The organism is Emticicia sp. TH156 (assembly GCF_002855535.1).
Lineage (GTDB): Bacteria > Bacteroidota > Bacteroidia > Cytophagales > Spirosomataceae > Emticicia > Emticicia fluvialis.
In genome coordinates, this window is the sequence record NZ_PKRS01000001.1 from 18,743 (window position 1) to 39,294 (window position 20,552).

At 41.9% G+C, this 20,552-nt stretch carries 19 protein-coding genes; 6 read left to right on the forward strand and 13 right to left on the reverse strand.

Going from position 1 to position 20,552, the window contains the following annotated elements; all coding sequences use genetic code 11:
- Positions 1-101: 101 nt before the first annotated feature.
- From C0V77_RS00065 to C0V77_RS00075, 3 genes are all read left to right on the forward strand, one after another.
- Positions 102-497 (forward strand): hypothetical protein, encoded by a 396-nt coding sequence (locus C0V77_RS00065; protein WP_143705976.1) that lies wholly within the window; start codon positions 102-104, stop codon positions 495-497.
- A 105-nt stretch (positions 498-602) separates the two neighbouring features.
- Positions 603-1,931, forward strand: a complete 1,329-nt coding sequence (locus C0V77_RS00070) for an HNH/ENDO VII family nuclease (protein WP_158237853.1) — start codon at positions 603-605, stop codon at positions 1,929-1,931.
- 4 nt (positions 1,932-1,935) lie between these two features.
- On the forward strand, positions 1,936-2,421 hold the full coding sequence (locus C0V77_RS00075; RefSeq protein WP_101724277.1) for an SMI1/KNR4 family protein: 486 nt from the start codon (positions 1,936-1,938) through the stop codon (positions 2,419-2,421).
- A 147-nt stretch (positions 2,422-2,568) separates the two neighbouring features.
- Here the strand turns inward: C0V77_RS00075 and C0V77_RS00080 are convergent, their stop codons facing one another.
- From C0V77_RS00080 to C0V77_RS00100, 5 genes are all read right to left on the reverse strand, one after another.
- Positions 2,569-3,579: a YhcG family protein gene (locus C0V77_RS00080; RefSeq protein ID WP_101724278.1), complete on the reverse strand. Its 1,011-nt coding sequence runs from the start codon at positions 3,577-3,579 to the stop codon at positions 2,569-2,571.
- A gap of 157 nt (positions 3,580-3,736) precedes the next feature.
- Entirely contained in the window at positions 3,737-4,312 is a 576-nt protein-coding gene (locus tag C0V77_RS00085; RefSeq protein WP_101724279.1) for a hypothetical protein, read from the reverse strand.
- 11 nt (positions 4,313-4,323) lie between these two features.
- Positions 4,324-5,340: a relaxase/mobilization nuclease domain-containing protein gene (locus C0V77_RS00090; protein ID WP_101724280.1), complete on the reverse strand. Its 1,017-nt coding sequence runs from the start codon at positions 5,338-5,340 to the stop codon at positions 4,324-4,326.
- Positions 5,337-5,717, reverse strand: coding sequence for a plasmid mobilization protein (locus C0V77_RS00095; RefSeq protein WP_101724996.1), 381 nt, complete (start codon positions 5,715-5,717; stop codon positions 5,337-5,339). Before C0V77_RS00095 ends, C0V77_RS00090 begins: the two co-directional genes overlap by 4 nt.
- A 151-nt stretch (positions 5,718-5,868) precedes the next feature.
- The gene (locus tag C0V77_RS00100; protein WP_101724281.1) at positions 5,869-6,789 is read right to left on the reverse strand and encodes a toprim domain-containing protein; all 921 of its coding nucleotides are present in this window, start codon (positions 6,787-6,789) and stop codon (positions 5,869-5,871) included.
- A gap of 467 nt (positions 6,790-7,256) precedes the next feature.
- Between C0V77_RS00100 and C0V77_RS00105 the strand changes: the two genes are divergently transcribed.
- Complete coding sequence (locus C0V77_RS00105; RefSeq protein ID WP_310587011.1) at positions 7,257-7,769, forward strand: DUF6348 family protein; 513 nt, start codon at positions 7,257-7,259, stop codon at positions 7,767-7,769.
- Between the two features lie 135 nt (positions 7,770-7,904).
- Here the strand turns inward: C0V77_RS00105 and C0V77_RS00110 are convergent, their stop codons facing one another.
- From C0V77_RS00110 to C0V77_RS00130, 5 genes are all read right to left on the reverse strand, one after another.
- Positions 7,905-9,365: a sulfatase gene (locus C0V77_RS00110; RefSeq protein ID WP_101724283.1), complete on the reverse strand. Its 1,461-nt coding sequence runs from the start codon at positions 9,363-9,365 to the stop codon at positions 7,905-7,907.
- Between the two features lie 91 nt (positions 9,366-9,456).
- On the reverse strand, positions 9,457-9,795 hold the full coding sequence (locus tag C0V77_RS00115; protein ID WP_101724284.1) for an L-rhamnose mutarotase: 339 nt from the start codon (positions 9,793-9,795) through the stop codon (positions 9,457-9,459).
- A gap of 1 nt (position 9,796) precedes the next feature.
- Entirely contained in the window at positions 9,797-10,570 is a 774-nt protein-coding gene (locus C0V77_RS00120; RefSeq protein ID WP_101724285.1) for an SDR family oxidoreductase, read from the reverse strand.
- 5 nt (positions 10,571-10,575) lie between these two features.
- Positions 10,576-11,436 (reverse strand): fumarylacetoacetate hydrolase family protein, encoded by an 861-nt coding sequence (locus C0V77_RS00125; protein WP_101724286.1) that lies wholly within the window; start codon positions 11,434-11,436, stop codon positions 10,576-10,578.
- 37 nt (positions 11,437-11,473) lie between these two features.
- Positions 11,474-13,129 carry a UxaA family hydrolase gene (locus C0V77_RS00130; RefSeq protein ID WP_101724287.1) on the reverse strand — a complete coding sequence of 552 codons (1,656 nt, stop codon included), beginning with the start codon at positions 13,127-13,129 and terminating at the stop codon, positions 11,474-11,476.
- A gap of 142 nt (positions 13,130-13,271) precedes the next feature.
- Between C0V77_RS00130 and C0V77_RS00135 the strand changes: the two genes are divergently transcribed.
- Positions 13,272-14,150: an AraC family transcriptional regulator gene (locus C0V77_RS00135; RefSeq protein ID WP_101724288.1), complete on the forward strand. Its 879-nt coding sequence runs from the start codon at positions 13,272-13,274 to the stop codon at positions 14,148-14,150.
- A 5-nt stretch (positions 14,151-14,155) separates the two neighbouring features.
- Here the strand turns inward: C0V77_RS00135 and C0V77_RS00140 are convergent, their stop codons facing one another.
- Entirely contained in the window at positions 14,156-16,081 is a 1,926-nt protein-coding gene (locus C0V77_RS00140; protein ID WP_101724289.1) for a c-type cytochrome, read from the reverse strand.
- Between the two features lie 26 nt (positions 16,082-16,107).
- Positions 16,108-17,949 carry a family 16 glycoside hydrolase gene (locus C0V77_RS00145; RefSeq protein ID WP_101724290.1) on the reverse strand — a complete coding sequence of 614 codons (1,842 nt, stop codon included), beginning with the start codon at positions 17,947-17,949 and terminating at the stop codon, positions 16,108-16,110.
- A gap of 215 nt (positions 17,950-18,164) precedes the next feature.
- Here C0V77_RS00145 and C0V77_RS00150 point away from each other — a divergent pair, with 215 nt between their 5' ends.
- Positions 18,165-19,151: a DNA/RNA non-specific endonuclease gene (locus C0V77_RS00150; protein ID WP_101724291.1), complete on the forward strand. Its 987-nt coding sequence runs from the start codon at positions 18,165-18,167 to the stop codon at positions 19,149-19,151.
- Between the two features lie 109 nt (positions 19,152-19,260).
- Here the strand turns inward: C0V77_RS00150 and C0V77_RS00155 are convergent, their stop codons facing one another.
- A complete protein-coding gene (locus tag C0V77_RS00155) occupies positions 19,261-20,463 on the reverse strand; it encodes a Gfo/Idh/MocA family protein (RefSeq protein ID WP_101724292.1) in 1,203 nt (400 codons plus the stop codon).
- Between the last annotated feature and the right edge of the window lie 89 nt (positions 20,464-20,552).

Below are 20,552 nucleotides of genomic sequence, written 5' to 3' on the forward strand. Positions count from 1 at the left end.
TCTTAGGATAGACTTTGTAATGCTACTACTAGAATACAGATTATTATTGCAAATATAAACAAACCAAAGTATCGCATGGCATCAACACTGCGGTGGCTGAAGTGAGAAGGTCGGAATATGACGAGGCCGGACGCTTGAAACAGGCTAAAATACGAGCTACAGGGTCTTATACCGCCAATGGTACTGCTATCAGTGGTTTACAAACTACCGATTATACTTACCATTTAAGAGGGCAGCTAAGAGGTATTAATCTGGATGGCTCAGGCAACCCTGTTCCCAATGCCAGTCAGGGAGACTTGTTCAGCTATAGATTGGATTACGAAACTGCCTTTATTTATGACGGCAACATCGGTAAGCAATCTTGGCAGGCCAGCAATAACAATGCACCTTCGGGTTTGCGTAGCTATACTTTTACTTATGATAATATCTCGCGCTTAAAGTCAGCTACTTATTCCGGAATAGGCTCGGAGAACTTTTCTTTACCAACCATTAACTAAGACAGAAACGGGAACATTACCAGTATGCAGCGAAATGGTAAACTGGGCAGTAGTAGCTATGGGTTAATGGATAACCTGACTTATACCTACTCAGGTAACCGCCTAATGAAAGTGGAAGATGCCGTATCGGGTAATTATGACGTAGATTTTGTGAACCGCAACTCTGGAACTGATGACTACACCTATTATGCCAACGGTGCATTAAAAGCTGATAAGAATGAGGACATCACCGACATTATTTATAGCACCTATGCCAATCAGCCTATAGAAATTCAGTTGAGTGGCAGTAGATGGATAAAAAACTTCTACGACGGCGAAGGCAGACTATACAAAACCAGCTATTCTACCGGAGAATATTGGGAGTATCTGGATGGTATGGTTTTCAAGAACGGCGCTTTTTATCAGCTAACAACACCTGAGGGCAGGGCGAATTATGAAAGCGGTGCATGGGCTTATGAGTATTTTATTAACGACCACCTGGGTAATACCCGCATAGCTTATAAAGCGAACGGCAGCGCATTAACCAAGACATCAGAAACTTCTTTTGACCCATGGGGGATTGTGTTAAAAGACGTAGGTGCAGTGAATTCTTTTCAAAATAAATTTGAATATCAAAATAAAGAAAAGGAAAGTACGTTTAACTTGCGAAGAATTAGCTTTGGCGCAAGAACTTATAATGCGAGTATAGGGCGGTTTGATGGGGTGGATGAGTTGGCGGAGAAGATGTCATTCTCATCATCTTATGCTTTTAGTCTAAATAACCCAATTAGATTTGTGGATCCTAATGGTGCAGCGCCTTTTGACATAACATTATTAGGAGCGAACAATTCAAGTGTTACAGTTAAAACGGACCTGATAGATTTAAAAGTCAATGCGAGCGGTTTAGGAATTGATTTTGGTGGAAACTACACACTATCTGGAAATGATGTTTTACAAGCTGTAGTAGACATTGGTGGAGTTTTTGATCCTACCCCAACTTTAGATGCATTTGGGGCTTATCTTTCTGCCAAAAGTGGTGACTACTTCGGTGCTGGAGCAAGCGTTATGGGTGCGGCGGTCCCATTTGTTGGAGACTTAGCAAAAACGGGTAAAATAGCTAAGGGTATTGATAAGATTTCTGATGCGATTGAGTCAACTAAATCCGCTTTAAAAATTGATATAGACGATGCTAATAAGATAAACAGAGAATTATTAAACCCACCAAAAAAGCATGGTAATGCCCCAACATTTAAAAAAGATGACACTCCGGTAGAAATTCACCATGAAGGACAAAAACGTGAGGGACCATTTAAAGAAATGCATTGGGAAGACCATAGAGGTAAAGGAAATGATGCATTAAATCACCCTAATAAAAATAAGCCAAGTCAAGTTGACCGAAAAGAATTTGATAAAGCAAAAAGAGAGTACTGGAAACAGCAATACCCTAAAAAGTAGTACTATGGAAAATTTAATCAAAGAATTACTCAAATTTTCAGATGATATCCTAGAAATAGGCAGTACTATTGATGACAATAGAATTGAAGATTTTGAGCAGCAGCGTAATTTAACATTACCTCTTGACTTTAAACAATTCGTTAAAAGAATTAATGGATTTAGTTTAATGGGTACAGAAGTATATGGTTTTGATAAAGACAAAGTGAACGCCATTGAAAACATTTATTATCGCGAACACTTTGAAGTTAGAATGCCTCAATACTCATATCTTGTACCATTCTCGCCTGATGGACGTGGCAATTTTTATTGTCTTGATACAGTAAATCAACTAGAAAATGGAGATTTCCCTATAGTATTTTGGGTCTCAAATTATGAATACACAAAAGAAGATTCTCCAGAGGTAACACATAATAACTTTCTTGACTGGGTTCAAGAAATTGTATTAGATTGGATTTTAGAAGATTATAATTATGACGGTTCGGAGAAGTAACTATAATACCCTAGTTGTCTTATCCTAAAATAAGGTAAATAATTTAGGTATGAGTGTCTCGTCCTGAAATAGGTTGATAGATTTAAGTAGGAGTATTTAATTTAAGGCCATCCAATAGATTATTTATTGGATGGCCTTTATTACAAATTAAAAGTTAATGTCATTTTCTCTTTTTTCAATCTCTTTCTTGATTTCTTCGATTAATTGCTGTTCTGTAGGTAAGTACAATTTGTATTCGCTGGCAATGATGGTTTTATTATTTTCCGGTAGAGAAATCTTGACTACAGCATTGTTTTTTTCGGCACAAAGTAAGATACCTATGGTGGGGTTTTCAAACTCTTTCTTTTCATAACGGTCGTAATAATTTACGTACATCTGTAATTGTCCTATATCCTGATGTGTAAACTTTGTGGTTTTTATCTCAATGATTACAAAGCATTGTAGAAGCCTGTTGTAGAATACAAGATCTATAAAGAACTCATCGCCTTCAATGTGCAACCGTTTTTGCCTGGCCACAAAAGCGAATCCGTTACCTAACTCCAGCAAAAAGTCGTGCAAGTGTGTAATAATCGCTTGTTCTAAGTCTTTTTCATAGTAGGACGCTTCCCTGTGTAATCCTAAAAATTCAAGATACATGGGGTCTTTGATGATTTCCTTCGCATCTGATGGCTGTTTTTCATTTCGCGCCACGGCCAGTACACTTTCTCTGTCATTACTTAATAATAAGCGCTCCCATAAGCTACTATGGATTTGGCGTTCTAGTTGGCGGGTAGTCCAATTATTCTTTATGGCTTCTGCAATATAAAATTCTCTTTGGTCTTGACTTCCAAGCCGTATGAGCATTTTGTAATGTGTCCAGCCCAATTGCGAACGCAGTGCGTTCGCAATTGGAAATGTGCGATAAAACTGCCGAAAAAGCTCTATCTGACGTTTAGAAAAACCGCTTCCGTATTCTGGTTCCAATTGTTCAGCTACAAATTTGGTCAGATAGTTGCCATAATCCGCACGGTCTTTCCCTTGCTGTTCTTCTTCAAAAATACGCTGTCCGATCAACCAATACATCATAGTACGTTCGTGATCCACTGAACGAATGGCTTTTTCTTGCGCATTAAGAATGATGGCCTTGATGTCTGTTATGACAGATTGACTTATAATCATGTGTCCTACGTTTAATTTTACAAAATTACAAAAAGCTATAGGGTGTCCCTTTAATAAGAATATCAATATTCCGCTTGCTCGTGAATACTTTTTGATTCATTCATTACTTCTAGTAGCTGAATAGTCAGCTTAAACCTAACTATTCAGCTATAAAATATCATTTGGAGATGGTTTGCCTATTTCCTTCAGCCTGTTCTGAATTGATATATGCCTTCTCCATCAGTTTTTTCACTTCTTTGCCGTTATTGTTATATAGATAGTCCCAAGACTTTTTTATTCTGTCATTTTCAATCATCTGCATTTTAATTTCTTTTTGATTGTCGCTGTAATGGATACCCCACTTATAAAAATTGGTCAGGAACAGCATAATAACCAGCCACAAAAACCAACGGCCGAAAATAACCTTGTAGAACAGCTTGGCATCCTGCTCAGGAAATAGCAGTATCTGAAATTTTCTGACAATACTTTTCGGCTGTGTGCCGATCATTAGTTTTACATCGGTTAAACCCTTACATACGATTTGCCGGATAGACTCAGTGTTGACTGTTACCGAAACGGATTTTGGATTGTCCAGTTCTCTCTTAAAATCATCAAGCTTGCTGCCGATGGTGTTGACAGCCGCGATCAGGTCGTTCATGGTTTGATTGGTGGTTTTTTGTTCCTGGGTAAATTCTTCCAGCACCAATCCCAATGTTTCTTTTTCGATTTGTTCGTATTTATCTGTAGTATCCATAACCATGCGTTTTAATAATTACTTATTTGTACCCTTCTCCTTCTACCTTTTTTCTTAGCTTCTTTGATAAGTTCAGGATTAATATAATCCGTTCCTTCCTCTGGTTTCAGCAACTGATACAATATACTGGAAAGCTGCTTTTCAATCACTTCAAAAGATTCCTGTATCTCCCACTTATAATCTTGTGCTGGTGCCTTCGCGTAGACGATGGATGATCTATTACCTTCCGGCTGTATATGCTGCTTGGCTTTGTTCATTTCCAATTGCTGCTTAACGCTTAAAATCCTCTCAAGTTTTGCCAGCGAAAAGCCAATCTCACTACCTTTTATTTTCACCTTTTTATCATCTATAAAGGAAATGCCCCTGCCTTTGATAACCTTATAGCCCAATGCCTGCATCTGTTTTTCAAATGCGGAATAGTGGTTTACTTTCTCTAAGGTCTGTCGGATCTCTGCCTTTAATCGTTCTTTGCGCTGGTCGTGGCGTGGTAATAGTCTGTCTTTCTGTGACAGAAAAGCCCTGGGACTTAATACTGGTTGCAGGTTATATTGCTTCTCCAAACTCCGGCAGAGGCTGGCCATGCGCTTATAGCTGTTACTATCGCTAGCAACCTTACCGCTAAATCCTACACGGTTAGCTGCAATATGGATATGCTGCTCTTTGGTGTCCTTATGTAACACACAGATATACTGATTTCCTGCCACGCCAAATGCTGCGGCGCAAGCTCTACCCATTTCAATAAGCTGGTCTTTGTTCAGCGTTTCATCAGGTGCTAGCCGCAGGGATAAATGCAGTACTGGTTTCTCAACCCGCTTGCTTAGTTTCTGAACGTCCTTAAACTGTTGGGTCAGTTCATGTTTGTCGCCAAAGCACTTATTGTATTCCAATACTTCTGCGCGTCCCCTGTGCTGCAAATGATCCTGCATAGAAAGCTCTTGTTTTCGCTGCTCAGACAGTTCCTTTTTATCTTCCAGACAGTAGCTGATACAGTGATAAAAAGATGAGCCAATTGATACATGCCCTATCATTGTAAATAGCTTTTAATCTGTACTGCGATTTCTTTTAACTGCCCCGATTGCAATTTTAATTCTGCCCGCTCTAACGGGCTTAATTCATCTGTTCCATTCCGCTTTTTAGCGATCTGGTTCAGGTTGGCACCCATGTGATTGAGCGCAGCATTAAGGTTCAAAACTTCTTTTGGCAACGCCTTATTTCGTTTGTCAATTTTCCCAGTCAGCCCGATTTCCCGCAGGTATTCCGAAACGGAAAGATTAGCACTCTTGGCCTTGGCTTCAATTACCTTACGTTCGTACTTCGTGCATTTAATTGCCATTAGCTGGTCTCTTTTGATGGCCTTTTTAGGTCTGCCGCCCTTGTTCTTTGTAATTACATTCTGCTCCTCCATCATCTTCCTCCTCTTTATTTTTGAATGCAATAGCATGAAAAAAATCTCTCACCGAATGCGGTAGCATGAGATGAGCCAGCGTTTTGGTTTTACCAAAACATAGCTGGCTATATCACTCCAGACATACTATATCTCTTCAGACACAAAAATTTCATAAAGACTTTCCATGTTTATAAGATTGTCGTATCTCGGGCTTACAGCTTTTAAGCCAATCGTTCAAGTCCTGAAAGCCACTGTAAAAATTACTGTAGTCGATAAATTTATCCCGTCTTCCATTTTCCCATTCCAGCACTTTTAGTGTCGCCTCTACCCCGGCCTTATCCCTATCCAAAAACAAGTGAATGTGTTGATATCCTTCCATCAGGTCCCTGCTTTTTTCAAGCAGAGACAGTGAGTTTAACACCAGATAATTTGACAAAGGTGCTGCCTTGTTTCGGTTAATCAACTGAAAGGAAAGGAAGTCGAAAAAGCCCTCGAATACTGCTAGGGCCTCTGTCTTTTTATCAGTAATTAGAGTTAAATCTTTAGGTGAGCTGCTACCTTTAAACCCTTCATTTCTGAGTTCATAGCCACCGGAATTATTTCGAAAACCGATAGCCGTTTGTTTCTTGCCATAGAGTAAAAAATCAACCTCATGGCAGTATTGTCTGGCAATATCCAAAGGGATTTTTCGGGTATTTAAATATGCCAGCAATTCAGCGTCGGACAAGACCCTGCTTTCTGCAATCACGATTTTGCTTTCTTGATTTTCTTTCTTTTCACCAGCATTGATTGAAGGTTGATAAAGGAAAGGTTGTAGGCTACTAGTAGATAACTTTCCCAACAGCTCACTGATTGTACATCCGAAATAAGCTTTGCCGAAATCAATCAGGTCACCTCCTTTTCCGGTACCATGATCATAGTATACATTTAATTTCCTGTTAACTTTAAAAGAAGCTGTAAGCTCTTCCCGAAGGGGTGAGCGATACCAATAATCGCTTCCATTGGTTACCTGCTGGGGCAGGTGTCCAAGGGAAATCAAGTAGTCTACCATATCAATTTTTTTGGCTGTCGCACAGGTTAGCTTTTCCATTTAATTATTCTAATTGAAATATAAAAAAAGCGGTGACAAACTTAGGGTTTTAAACCGCTATGCTTGCCAGCCGCTTTAAATCATCTATAAATAAGTTCGAAAATTGTACAGGTAGGACGACTTGAGCCGCTGTAAATCAGTGGCTCATTTTTTTATAAACTTCGAAAAAACTCAACTTTAGCAATCAATTCAAGAATATTTAGATTGTGCCTAAAACAAAAATAAATTTTACTGTAAATTCAAACTTAAATTCATAAACACAACAAATAGGACTATTTAACTTTTTTAAAAAGAAACCATCGAACAACAAAAAACCGGAAGTACAAGAGACATCATCAACCGATAACAACTCATACTTACTTGAAACCTTAAGCAACAGAATTAAAGCATTAGGCTTTGAGGTTAACGTCCATCCCAATTATCTGGCAATAATTTTTAATTCCGAACTTGAAATTGCTACAGTTATAATTGACAATCCTAACAATCACCCAAATGTTATGCAACTGATGATTCTGACAATTCATCACGCGTATTTCCCGGATGGAATTGAAGAAAATATTGTCGGTGTCGGTACCAATATAAAAGACAAAGTCTCTTCAGTTTTAGATAATTACATTAACACTACATTTTTACCAATTATTGCGAGCCTTTCAAACCGCCATAATCCAGAATTTAACTTTTCAGTAATCGCTGATGAAGGTAAAGAAGTATTATGGCATACCACATTGGGAAATGTAAGGTTACAAGGAGAGTGGATTGACCAAAATCAAAATGAGTCCTTTTTTGAAATTGTGAAAGACAAAATAAAAAACAGGCTAAGCTCAGACAAAATCAATTGGTTGAAGGTTTACGTTTCAAAAAGGGCTGATGGCACAATCATTGGAGAGTGCCTATTAAATAATATACCCTGGGAAGAAGTATGGGCAGATCTTAAAAAATATGCGGAATCGTGGGAAATGAAAAGTGATTTTAAGGCATAAAGCAGTTTATTGTATTCAGAAGATGTGAGGTACACCAAGAAAAATAGTGCTACAAAGCCCCTGAAAAATCTTTATTCATCTATATATTAAGCCCTGAGTTATCACTAGTACGCATGAAGGTTCAGGGCTTTTTATCTACTCTTTCAAAACTCCAACTGGCCTTACATTTTTGCCTTCTTTTTTCTGCAAGGCATCGCCTAAATCTTCGCGTGCCACATCAGCAACCTTTAGCAACTCGGCCACAATTTCGGGGTGCTGCAATTTCACATCGTATTCCTCACCTGCATCGCGTCTCAGGTCATATAATGCCATCTGAACCGTAATGTTTCCATACTTGCCTGCAAAGCCGTTATTACCCGGCAAAACACCCTCATAAGAACGTTCAAACTGGTGTGGCAACATCAGTTTCCAGTTGTCTCGTCGTACGGCTCTTAACTCATTATATGCATAATAATAATAGAAGTATTTGCGGGGACTTTCAGTAACATTACCTTTCATTAAAGATAAAATCTCGACACCATCAATCTTCCGGTTCGGCAACTTAGTACCACAAATTCTCGCCAACGTCGGAAAAATATCAAGTGTAGACGTCAATTGATTACAGATTAAACCTTTAGAAATGGTACCTTTCCAGCGCATCAGGCAGGGTACGCGTTGCCCTCCTTCAAAAACAGTACCTTTCCCTTCTCTGAATCCCCCCGTCGACCCGGCATGGTTTCCGAAGTTAATCCATGGGCCATTGTCGCTCGTAAATATCACCAAAGTGTTTTTATCCAGACCATTTTCTTTCAGGGTTTTCATGATTTGCCCTACCGACCAGTCAATTTCCATCATCACATCGCCATACATACCCTGTTTGCTTTTACCTTTAAACCTGGCAGATACCCCTAGCGGAACGTGGGTCATAGAGTGGGGCAAATACAAAAAGAAAGGCTTGTTGCGGTTTTTCTTAATAAATCCAACTGCTCTTTCGGTATACAGAGTAGTCAGTTTGTCTTGCCCGGCCAGGTCATTGATGGTTTCCTTGGTATCATTGTTTTCTATTAAAGGTAAAGCTGGGTAGGTTTGCTTTCTGTAATCGTTTTCATTAGCTATAGGTTTACCGTCATAATCAACCGGCCACATATCGTTAGAATACGGAATACCCAGATACTCATCAAAACCCTGCTGCAACGGCAAAAATTGTTTATGATGCCCCAAATGCCATTTACCGAAAATACCAGTGGCATAGCCCTTTTGTTTCAGCATTTCGGCAATGGTTACTTCATCGGTATGAAGCCCGATTTTCTGGGAAGGATCCAAAGCTCCGGCTATACCTATCCTGTTCGGGTAGCAGCCTGTCAGCAATGCTGCTCTGGATGCGCTGCAAACCGCCTGCGCTGCCAGAAAATTGGTAAAACGGATACCCTCCATTCCTAATTTATCCAGATTGGGTGTCTGGTAATCCAAGGCTCCGGTGCTGGTCAAGTCTCCATAACCCATATCATCCATAAAAATCAGCACAATGTTAGGGGATGATACAGCATCCGGTTTTTTCCATGAAGTGGCTCCCAGCAAAAAGGTAAAAGCCAGTAAAAGTATCAGGTTAAGTCTCATGTTCGTAGTGTTTTTATGAAACAGCACATGCAAATAAAAAAATAACAGCCAATTTTTCAAATGGCTGTTATAGATATAATATAGGTATAGATTACTGTAGTTTCAAATCGAAGATTTTATCAGTAAAAATCCACTTTTCACCCGGCTTTGCAACAGGCAGTGCCTGCTGATACCTCCACATCAGGGTTTCCCATTCCTGCACTTTGGCATTAGCGGCATCCATTTCGGCTTTCCGTTCAAAAGAGAAATCATCCTTTGTTTCCATAATCATAAACAGGCGGTTACTGATGCGGTAAATTTCCATGTCCATAATTCCCGCCTCTCTTATACTCGCTGCTATTTCCGGCCAAATCCGTTCATGATATACCTCATATTCGGCTATCAGCGCCGGGTCATCTTTCAAATCAAGTGCCAGGCAAAATCTTTTCATATTATATCAGGGCTCTGTCTAAATGTACATAACCCCCATCTACATGAATCAACTGACCCGTAGTATGGCTCGACCGCTCCGATAACAGAAATACCACCATGTTGGCAATTTCCTCGGCGGTGGTCATACGATTCCCTAAAGGTATTTTCTCAGTAATTTTCTGCAAAGTCTCTTCCGGGTTTGGCAGGGTCTTTATCCACTTTTCATACAATGGTGTGTAGCACTCTGCCACAATCACCGAGTTCACCCTGATACCATATTTCAGCAACTCAACGGCCCATTCACGGGTAAGGGCGTTGCGTCCTCCATTGGCAGCCGCATAGGCAGAAGTACCTCCCTGCCCGGTCTCTCCGGTTTTTGAGCCGATATTCACAATGCTACCTTTGCTTTTCTTCAACTCTGGCAGGGCATAGTGGGCAATCAGATAATAATGCACCAGATTTTTGTGTATTGATGCCATAAAGGCTTCATAGCTGCCGTTTTCCAGATTCACGCCATCGTTTACACCTGCATTATTTACCAGCCCGTCAATGCGGCCAAACTTGGTTATCACCTGTGCTACGGCATTTTTACATGCTTCGGGTTCGTTCAGTTCAGCACCAACCTGAAAACCATTACCGCCAATGGCATCCAGCGTTTTCTGATTATCGGCTTCATTACGGCCAATAATTACAGGTATTGCTCCTTCATTGGCCAGAACCTTCACAATGCCTTCGCCAATTCCCTTGGCGCCACCGGTTACTATGATTACTTTATCTTTTAAATCGAGATTCATTTGATTCAGTTTTTTGAATAGTCTACTGCTACTTGTTTTTGGGTTCCCAGTCCATCAATTCCCAGTTCAACCACGTCGCCGGCTTTCAGATAACGTGGTGGTTTAAAGCCCAGACCCACCCCGAAAGGTGTACCGGTTGAAATAACATCGCCCGGTAGTAAAGTCATGAACTGGCTCAGGTAATGAATCAGGAACGGAATTTTAAAAATCATGTCGTCAGTGCTGGAGTTTTGTAGTTTTTCTCCGTTCACTGTCAGCCATAATGGTAAGTTGTGTGGATTTTCTATTTCATCTTTAGTAGCGAGGAAAGGCCCCAGTGGAGCAAAAGTGTCTGCACTTTTGCCTTTTACCCATTGTCCGCCTCTTTCTATCTGAAACTCTCTTTCAGAGTAATCGTTGTGCAAAGCATAACCGGCCACGTAGTCTAATGCTTCTTCTTCAGAAACGTACGAAGCCTTTTTACCAATAACAACCGCCAGTTCAACCTCCCAGTCTGTTTTTACCGAGTTTTTCGGAATAATCACATTATCGTAGGGGCCGCAAAGCGCGGTGGTAGATTTAAAGAAAATAATGGGTTCTTTCGGAATCGGTGCATTTGTCTCTTCAGCATGCTTGGCATAGTTAAGACCAATACAAACAATTTTTGAAGGGCGCGCAATACAAGAGCCTATACGCACATCAGCAGGTACTTTCGGGCAGCTGTCGGCATTGGCTTCTACCCATGCGGCCAGGCGCGCCAACCCATCAGTACCGAAAAACTTCTCGGTATAGTCTTCTTCAAACGCTGAAACATCAATCCGGGTGCCATCTACCAGCTCAACACCTGGTTTTTCCTGCTCAAACTCACCAAAACGAAATATTCTCATAATCAAAATTTTTTATCTGTATTTACAAAAATTCAAGTTACAAATTCACCCCTCTTTTCCAGGGCATGAAATCGTCCTGACCCAGCTGCTGGGCCTTTGTCTGATAGGCGCCGCTGGCAAGGCCAATGCAATATTCAAGTAATGCTTCAGCGGTCTGCTCAATGGTTTTTTCACCGGTTATGATTTCGCCACAATCAAAATCAATTATATCAGACATCTTTTGTGCCAATTGGGTATTGGTTGAAACCTTTACAACCGGACAAACCGGATTACCCGTTGGTGTACCTAAACCAGTTGTAAACAATATGATTGTAGCGCCAGAGGCCGCCTTACCTGTGGTGGCAAGTACGTCGTTACCAGGTGTACAAACCAGATGTAAGCCCGGCTCTTTTGCAAGTTCTGTATAATTCAATACATCAACAATTGGAGCAGTTCCTCCTTTTTTGGCAGCCCCTGCCGACTTGATGGCATCGGTAATCAAGCCGTCTTTTATATTGCCAGCCGACGGGTTCATGTCAAAACCTGCGCCAACGGCTTCTGCTTTTGCAGCATAGTCGCGCATCAGGTATTCAAACTTCTCGGCTTTTTCTGTGGTTATGCAGCGGTTGATCAGCTCCTGCTCTACACCACACAGTTCAGGGAATTCGGCCAGATAGGTTGTACCGCCCATAGCCACCACGAGGTCAGACAAATGACCCAGCACCGGATTGGCCGATATACCCGAGAAGCCATCTGAACCGCCACATTTCAAACCAATATTCAGTTTGGTAAGCGGGGCTGGCTCGCGCGTCAGCTTATTGGCTTCAATTAAGCCTTTGAATGTCTCTTTAATTGCTGCCGACATCATGTCGAACTCTGTGCCGTACGCCTGTTGTTCAAATAACAGCACAGGTTTATCAAAATCAGGGTTGCGTTTTTTGATTTCGTCCATCAAATCGGTAAACTGGGTTTTCTGACAACCCAGGCTCAATACAGTTATACCGGTTACGTTAGCATTATTGGCGTAAGCAGCAAAAAGAGCAGCCAGTATTTCAGAATCCTGGTTGTTTTCACCACAGCCCGACTCATGTGTCAAAAACTTGATGCCATCCAGATTCGGGAATAAACGGTTACCTGCTCCGGAAGCCCCGTTTATGTTCTGATTATAGCTATCAACGCTGGAAGAATCCCCTTTCTGATGCAGATGCACCAAATCTTCTACCTGGCGCAGATAAATATCCGGAAAAGCATAACCCAGCGCCTTGTCAAACGCTTCTTTCAGTTTTAGTATATTGCGGTTTTCGCAGAATACCAACGGTACTACCAGCCAGTAATTGGCAGTACCCACCTGTCCGTCTGAACGATGGTAGCCCATAAAAGTTCGGTCTTTCCACTTCGACACATCAGGAGCCTGCCAGTCTGTCTGAGGCACTCTTTTATTTACAGAGTACTCTTCCGACTCATGCTTCAGGTTAAAAGTAGTTATCTGTTCTCCACGTTTAATAGGCTGTGTAGCTTTCCCAACCAACACTCCATACATGGTTACGTGGTCTCCTGCGTTTAAATCCTCCGTTACAAATTTGTGCTTGGCTGCTATAGAACGTGGTAATACGTAATTTTCTCCCTCAAAATCTATACGCTCTCCCGCTTCCAGATTCCGAAGCGCTACTATCACATTATCAGAAGGATTTACTTTCAGAACTTTATGTTGCATATACTAATTTGTGAATTAAATAATATCTTACAAAAATACAATTCATTCTTTTGTTTTTTTTATGAAATGTTATACACTTTTGATGAAATATTATCAACTTTACAGCTTCAGGCGCATAATGTTAACATTATATCAATAACCAGTGCAGGCAGTACTTCGTAAAGTTAATATTTCGGCAGATTATTCATTCGTTTCCCGTAAGGACAAACTACCTGTTCTGTACGACAAATGGCATTTTCATCCCGAGCTTGAGCTCACCTATATTATAGAAAGTAAGGGTACCCGTTTTGTGGGCGACAGCATTGAGGAATTTGAAGAGGGCGATATGGTTTTGCTGGGTGCCTACCTACCCCATGTATGGCGAAACGATGTGGGTTACTATGCCGACAGCTCAGGCCTGAAAGCCGTCGCAATGGTGGTGCAGTTTTTACCCGATTGTTTCGGTAAGGATTTCCTGCACCTGAAAGAAATGGAAAACATCAACCGGCTTATCGAAAAATCGAAGCGGGGCTTAAAGATTTCAGGCATCACCAAAGCGCAGGTATTGGCCTTGTTGTCTCAATTGGTTGAAAACCAGAATGGTGTGCAGCGCATCAGCCTTTTGCTGCAGATGCTTGAGCTTATAGCCAATTCTGATGAACTCGATTTCCTGAGCAGTGAAGGTTTTGTTGAGTCTTACCATCGTTTCGGTGCCGATACCATCAACCGGATTTATGAATTTACGCTTTCACATTTTAATCGTAAAATTCTGATTGAAGAAGCTGCCACAATAGCCAATATGTCGGTACCTAATTTTTGCCGCTATTTTAAGAACCGTACTCAAAAAACCTACATACAGTTGCTCACCGAGGTACGCATTGGCTATGCCTGCCGTATGCTGATCGAAAACAAAAAGAGCATACAGCAGATTGCTTTCGACTGCGGCTTTCATAATCTTTCTAATTTCAACCGTTCTTTCCGCTTGCTAAAAAAACAAAAACCTACCGATTACCGGCAGGTTTTTGGGGGGTTAAAGTCCTGATTTTATTATTTCAGTGAATTTATCCAGGCAGCAATCTTTAAGGCATCCTCTTTAGGTACCTGTGGCATAGGAGGCATCTCGGTAGCGTAATCAGGCCAGTTTTTAGGATTCGGCTTTGCAATTAAACCCACAATTTTGGTATCTGAATAGTTGCGTTTGGCTACGTCTTTAAAGGCAGGGCCTACCTGGCGTTTATCTGTTTGATGACAGGCAACACAAGTATGTTTCTGCAATAACGGTTTTATTTCTTCATAAGTCGGCACCACTTTTTTGGCAGGGGTTTTGGCTGTTCTGTCGTCAGGTGTTACCAGTTTTTCAGCTTTTACGCGTGTTCCGGTTACTGGCAGATTAGCAGGGCGAACCAAATGGCCTGTCAGCTTTTCACCAGCCGGAATATTATTAAGCGTATAAAACGCTGTATTGTGTAGCAAACCTTTGCTTTCAGCGTCTTTTATACCATCGGCTTTTATTTCATGTATAAAATGGTCTCTCAATCCTTCCACCAACAATCTTACTTTCATTCCGTCTTCTGACACTTTCAGACCTTTTACATTCAGAAACTTCTCGCCTACTGTCGGGCTGCCATATACCGGATGATACTTGTAAATAAAACTGCGTACCTGATAATTTTTAAAATCGGCAGCTGTAGCTTTGTTTACGGGTTTGGTAAACTCAATTTCAAAACCATCAGGCATGGCTCTTACGGCTTTCATTTCAAAAGGTGTTTTGCCCGTCCATACAAGACGTTCTACTCCGGCAGTTGTATTTCCGGCCGAACCCCATCCACGGTTGGTTTCGCCTACAAATAATGAGCCGTCTTTGCCCCAGGTCATACGTAAAATACCAGACTGAAAGCCCTCACGGAACATAAAAGAAGCGCCCTGGTATTCGCCGTTTACTTTTTCAATAAACACCCTTGAGATATTACTCTTACCCTGGTCGCCAACAAAAAGCTGCCCTGCAAATGGCCCGAAGCCCCCTGCGGTTTCATCTTTCAGTATTTCAGAGGTAGAAATCCCCAGCACACCGTGCGGCAACCACACGGCTGGTGTTTTCAGTTCTGGAATATCCTTTTTCAGTTCAAAAAGATACACACCTCTTTCGTTTTCAATGTTTTCGGGCTTTATGTAATAGCCATTGGCATCTTTGTCTCTCCTTGGGTTCACTTTGGCAAACAATTGCTCTGCGGTCAGCTTCACCGGCGATGCCGGGTCGCTTGTCCAGCGTAAACCTGCCGGATGCCCCATAAAATCGCCTCTGTTAACCTGCGCAATAAACCCAGAACCCATCCAGTCTCCCTGGTTGTCGCCATACCAGAACTCCCCGTCAATCATACCAATACCACACGGAGAACGCATACCAGTGGCATAAGGCTCAATTTTGCCGTCTTCGGTAATTCTTACTGCCCAGCCTCTCCAGGGCACTCGGCTTTCGCCTCTCCACCATTCTTCATCACCAAAAGCTACGTTGCCGGTAACAATCATTGAGCCATCCGGTAAAAATTTAGGGCCGTAGCTGTATTCATGATAATGGCCTGAAATCGGCAAGGTTGCTATGGTTTCATATGCATCTGCTTTGCCATCACCGTTTTTGTCAATCAGTTTTGTCAATTCACCTCTTTGTGCACAATAAAAGGCTCCGTTTCTGTAAACCAGACCCAGAATCTCGTGTAAACCACTGGCAAATTTCTTAAAATAAGGTATAGCCGTACCTGCCATTGAGGGGTTGCTAACTACCCAGATATCTCCTCTGCGTGTTGCAAGCGCTATGTCTCCATTGGGCAAAGTAGTAATACCGCCCACTTCAAGCAGCATGTTTTCTGGCACAGGAAGCGTAATGATGCGGTAATATTCATTTTCAGCGGTATTCTGCGCCCATGCAGCAGACATTATAGCCACCGAAAAAAGGATTGTTTTAAATATTTTCTTCATGCTTATAGAATTTTAAAGCCTCTGTTTTACCAAATAATCGAATAACTGATTTTCTCACCCAACGGAGCCATCAACTCCTGCTTGCCACCTACCGTTCTGATGCTGGCAGTTCCTTCATTTATTTTAATCAGATAGGCGTTGTCTCCTATAATGAAAGTTCCGTCAGCTTTCTTGCTGATAACCTCTGCACTTGCCAATCGTGCGTATAAGTTGCTTACTGTACCGGCAACAGAAATATCGCGTTTCAGCATTTTGCCTTCTTCTACAGGCACTATTTTGTCTGATATCTTAGCGCCATAAATTTCATATTTAAAAGTAGGCTGTCCGTTTTCATCGAGTTCATATCCTTTGGTACGGAAAGTCGCATCAGCCAATCCCCAGGGTTTGTCTTGCGATTCTAAAACAGCCAGCAAGGGGGCATCGCCAAAAAGCATTACACTGCCCATAGGTTTCGAGCTGCCATCGCCTCTGTCAAGCCACATCGGGGTGGTGTTCAGGTAATTTCCTTTCCAGGCCTGAAACAACGCACCGTTATCAAGATTATAAGTAAAGTGTACACTTTCTTTGTTACCTACCGAAATGGCATGCACAATACGTTTGTTTTTACCACCCTCAGTAATATCCATAAACGAGCGCAGCAATACCGGTTCGGCAGCTGTACCTAACAATATAGGCGACGACGGACTATTAACCATTGCCGAATTAGCCGAATGCAAAGGATGCTTACGTACCGTTTCTGATTCGGCATATAAACCCAGCATTGGCTGTAACCAGCCGTCGGCTTTCCAGTAATATAACTCAAACGGCACTTCTCCGGCTGGCAATGTTACTGTTACGCTTCTTCCTTCCAGGTCAGATGCCCTCCACCCATTTTTAAATGCTTTCTGGCCGTTAATACTCATTTCTGTATTACCGCCATGCGTAGTAGTAAAAGTGTATGTTCCGGCATCAGGCACTACAATTTTACCTGCATATTTTACGGCAAATTCATTTTCAGCGTTTGATACCGCCCAGTTCAGAATATTACCGGCACCGCTGTATTCGGGTTTTATTTTTTCTATGTCGGCTATCGTTCTGAAGTTCCCTTTATACACACCATATTTCAGGTCTTTAAAACTCAACACTTTCTGGTTATAGCTTTTGTACTTAATGTTTCTGATAGCCACATTGCCGTGGTCGCCCTGAAAACGAAGAGGCCCCATGGATACTTCGTTGTCTTCCCATGCACCTCTGGTTTGGCCGGTAAGCTCTACATTCTCATGGATCAATATTCCGTTCAGGTATATTGACAGAATTCTTGCGTTGGCTATTTTCTTACCAGAGGCATCAAACCTTGGCGCTTGAAAAGAAATCTTAATATTTTGCCATAAACCCGGCGCTTTGGCTACGTTGATACGCGGCGCTACACCCTGATATCCTTTTGAGCCCTCTGGCTTTGAGTCGTCCCATCGTTCGTAAATTCCGCCCAGGTCGTTGTATTTCGGTAATTTTTTACCCCAGCTGTCAAACAACTGAATTTCGTAACGACCCTGCAGATAGATGCCCGAGTTTGACCCCTTGGCCATCATGAAATCTAAATCAAGGTCCAGGTCTCCGTGTTCCATTCTGGTGAGCAGGTCCATTTCAATGCCATATTTTCCCTGAGGGTGCTCGCATAATAAAATGCCTGTATTTACACCGTTTGCAGCATCTTTTTTATGTAAATCATTAGGTTTAGTGAGGTCTGCTTCCACCGCACCGACAATACTCCATTGTCCTTTGGTTGGTCTGAATGCATCCATGTTATTCAATGGAATTACCTGCTGTGCTGAAACGGCACCGGCCAATAACCCACAGAAAACGAGATTCGTGAGGAATTTTTTATTCATTGCTTGGTTTGATTTGAAACAACAAATGTAATAGCATTTATCATTAATTGAAAATTGCTATGGTTAGAAATGAATTTCAACGCCTTCTGCGATATATATCTGCAGCACCTCAGTGCCTGCTTCTAACACTTTCTTATAAAGTCGCTCATAAATACCTGTTGTCATTCGTTTTGTTTGTAAACTTGCATCAAAAACCCTTAGCCTTTCCTTAGTACATGAAATCGAATCGTATCATTCTGCTGCTTATTTTCTTTGCCGTTGGTTTTGTTCTCTTTTATAAAGACCAGCCCGGGCCTCTCGGCAAAATATGGCAAACTGCCAGCCATTACATTAAAAACAAAGATTCTGATCAAAATCAGTTAAATCCGTATCAAGCGCCTGAACCGGCCAGCCAACCGTCTCAAACGGGCACGAAATCAAAAAACCTTAAAAAGGAAGACAACTTTTCTGCAACCAATGAGCCAACGTATGAACCCGACCAGATAGACCTTACTTTACCTGATTACGTTTTACCTGCCATTCAGAAAAACAATGAAATTATCAGGCACAAAAACTACACGCTGCGGTATGAAGAAAAATACGAAATACCTGCCTGGGTAGCCTATCAGCTGCGTGGAACGTTTACAAAGGGTAAAGCCGACAGAAGTGAGAACCAGTTTGTGCCAGACGGTAAAGTAAAAGAGGCGTCTGCTTTATCTGCCGATTATACAGGCTCTGGTTATGACCGGGGCCACATGGTACCTGCCGGAGATTTTAAATGCTGCCAGGAGTTAATGAATGAAACATTTTTTATGAGCAACATCTGTCCGCAAGTGCCTGAATTGAATCGCGGAATATGGGAAAACATCGAAAGCCGTATCAGAAGCTGGGCTGTAAGAGATAAAGAATTGTTTATTGTAACAGGGCCTGTGCTGAGCAAAAACATGAAAACCATTGGTAGATATAATACGGTTTCTGTACCAAAACACTATTATAAAATTGTGTTGTATTACCCTAAAGGCAGCACACAAAAGCCACGGGCCATCGGGTTTCTGCTCCCCAATTCAGCCGAATTGAATAAAAAGATGAACACCTACGTAGTTTCTATTGACGAAATTGAGCAGAAAACCGGACTCGATTTTTTTACCAAACTGCCCGATACCATTGAAAATCAACTGGAAGCAGCAAGTGATTGGTCAGCCTGGACAAAAGCACAAAAGTAAAGAGTTTATAACTACAGTATTTGCATTGAAAATCACCCTCCTTTTTCAAGGAGGGGTGGTTAAATTTCATAAACTATATAAGCAGCCTTTGTTCGTAGATCTTGCCTCACTACAAAACCCTTTGAATGATATTTCCGGTGGCCTTTTCTTTCAGAATTACCTTCTTGCGGCCATCTGGTAAAAACTCATCCTTTATATGCCAGTGGTCTGCATCAAAATCTACAAACGGCGACGGCTCCGTTACGTCTGTTCTACCTCGCCAGTCTATTATTTCTACCGGCTCCCACTTCTTAGTTTTAGCCGATTTGTAGCAGGCATCTATTACCGCATTAACTATGTAGCCGTCATAGAAACTTTCCATTGGCGTACCTCCGTTATCCAGGCTATCAAACATATCCGTAAACATGTGGGTATAGCCCAATGAATTTACCTCATCGCCAACAGGAAACAACCAACCTGAGGCACTTTCTGCCTTTTCGGCCACGTAGTTTGACTCTTGCGCTGCCGTAAACATTTCAAAACCGGTACGCATAAAATGGTCTGTTCTGATAACCCCTTCCGTGCCTGACACTTCGTCTCTTAAATCCATGCCTCCCCTGAACGACCAGCTCACTTCAAACTGGGCAATAGCGCCACTGGCATATTTTACCAGTGCAATGGCATTATCTTCTGCTTCTATGGGTTTTACCTGTGTGGCAGCCCAGCACATCACTTCAACGGGTCTTATGTCTTTGCCTATGTAGTTGCGGGCAATTTCAATACAATGGCAGCCCAGGTCTACAATTGCGCCGCCACCGGCTTTCTTTAGGTCCCAGAACCAGCTTGAGTGAGGCCCTGGATGCGCTTCTCTTGAGCGCGCCCATGTTACACGGCCGATTACGCCGTTTTTCACCGACTGCAGGGCATGCAGGGTTTTAGGGGTATAGGCCAGGTCTTCCAGATATCCATGAAAAATACCTGCCTTCTCAACCATTTCAAGTATCGCTCGGGCTTCATCTCCTGTACGAGCCAGAGGCTTTGTGCATAGCACAGCCTTTTTATATTTACAACAAAGCTCAATAGCCTGAAAATGCAGGTCATTAGGTAAGCCTACAACTACCACGTTGATGTTCTCATCTTTGATGGCGTCTTCCATGCTGGTGGTATACTCAGGTATCCCCCACTCTTCGGCAAAAGCTTTGCCGCGTTCTTCACTTCTTGAATAAACAACTTGTACACGGTCAGGTCTGCGATGCTCATGAAGAGATTTGGTATAGAACCAGCCAATAAGGCCGGTGCCCAGCATAGCAATTCTATGAGGTTTGTTACTCATGGTTAAATTATTTTAAGGTTGATAGATTGGGGGCTGCTTGTCTATACAAGCCAATGCAAGATACTAAAGAATCAGGAAACCCAAGAGGT

Coding starts and splice junctions, on each gene's coding strand:
- C0V77_RS00090 (WP_101724280.1), bottom strand. CDS start 5,340: ATGATAGGGCATGTATCAATTGGCTCATCTTTTTATCACTGTATCAGC.
- C0V77_RS00070 (WP_158237853.1), top strand. CDS start 603: ATGAAAGTGGAAGATGCCGTATCGGGTAATTATGACGTAGATTTTGTG.
- C0V77_RS00085 (WP_101724279.1), bottom strand. CDS start 4,312: ATGGATACTACAGATAAATACGAACAAATCGAAAAAGAAACATTGGGA.
- C0V77_RS00140 (WP_101724289.1), bottom strand. CDS start 16,081: ATGAAGAAAATATTTAAAACAATCCTTTTTTCGGTGGCTATAATGTCT.
- C0V77_RS00115 (WP_101724284.1), bottom strand. CDS start 9,795: ATGAAAAGATTTTGCCTGGCACTTGATTTGAAAGATGACCCGGCGCTG.
- C0V77_RS00100 (WP_101724281.1), bottom strand. CDS start 6,789: ATGGAAAAGCTAACCTGTGCGACAGCCAAAAAAATTGATATGGTAGAC.
- C0V77_RS00080 (WP_101724278.1), bottom strand. CDS start 3,579: ATGATTATAAGTCAATCTGTCATAACAGACATCAAGGCCATCATTCTT.
- C0V77_RS00125 (WP_101724286.1), bottom strand. CDS start 11,436: ATGAGAATATTTCGTTTTGGTGAGTTTGAGCAGGAAAAACCAGGTGTT.
- C0V77_RS00110 (WP_101724283.1), bottom strand. CDS start 9,365: ATGAGACTTAACCTGATACTTTTACTGGCTTTTACCTTTTTGCTGGGA.
- C0V77_RS00120 (WP_101724285.1), bottom strand. CDS start 10,570: ATGAATCTCGATTTAAAAGATAAAGTAATCATAGTAACCGGTGGCGCC.
- C0V77_RS00130 (WP_101724287.1), bottom strand. CDS start 13,129: ATGCAACATAAAGTTCTGAAAGTAAATCCTTCTGATAATGTGATAGTA.
- C0V77_RS00075 (WP_101724277.1), top strand. CDS start 1,936: ATGGAAAATTTAATCAAAGAATTACTCAAATTTTCAGATGATATCCTA.
- C0V77_RS00155 (WP_101724292.1), bottom strand. CDS start 20,463: ATGAGTAACAAACCTCATAGAATTGCTATGCTGGGCACCGGCCTTATT.
- C0V77_RS00095 (WP_101724996.1), bottom strand. CDS start 5,717: ATGGAGGAGCAGAATGTAATTACAAAGAACAAGGGCGGCAGACCTAAA.
- C0V77_RS00150 (WP_101724291.1), top strand. CDS start 18,165: ATGAAATCGAATCGTATCATTCTGCTGCTTATTTTCTTTGCCGTTGGT.
- C0V77_RS00145 (WP_101724290.1), bottom strand. CDS start 17,949: ATGAATAAAAAATTCCTCACGAATCTCGTTTTCTGTGGGTTATTGGCC.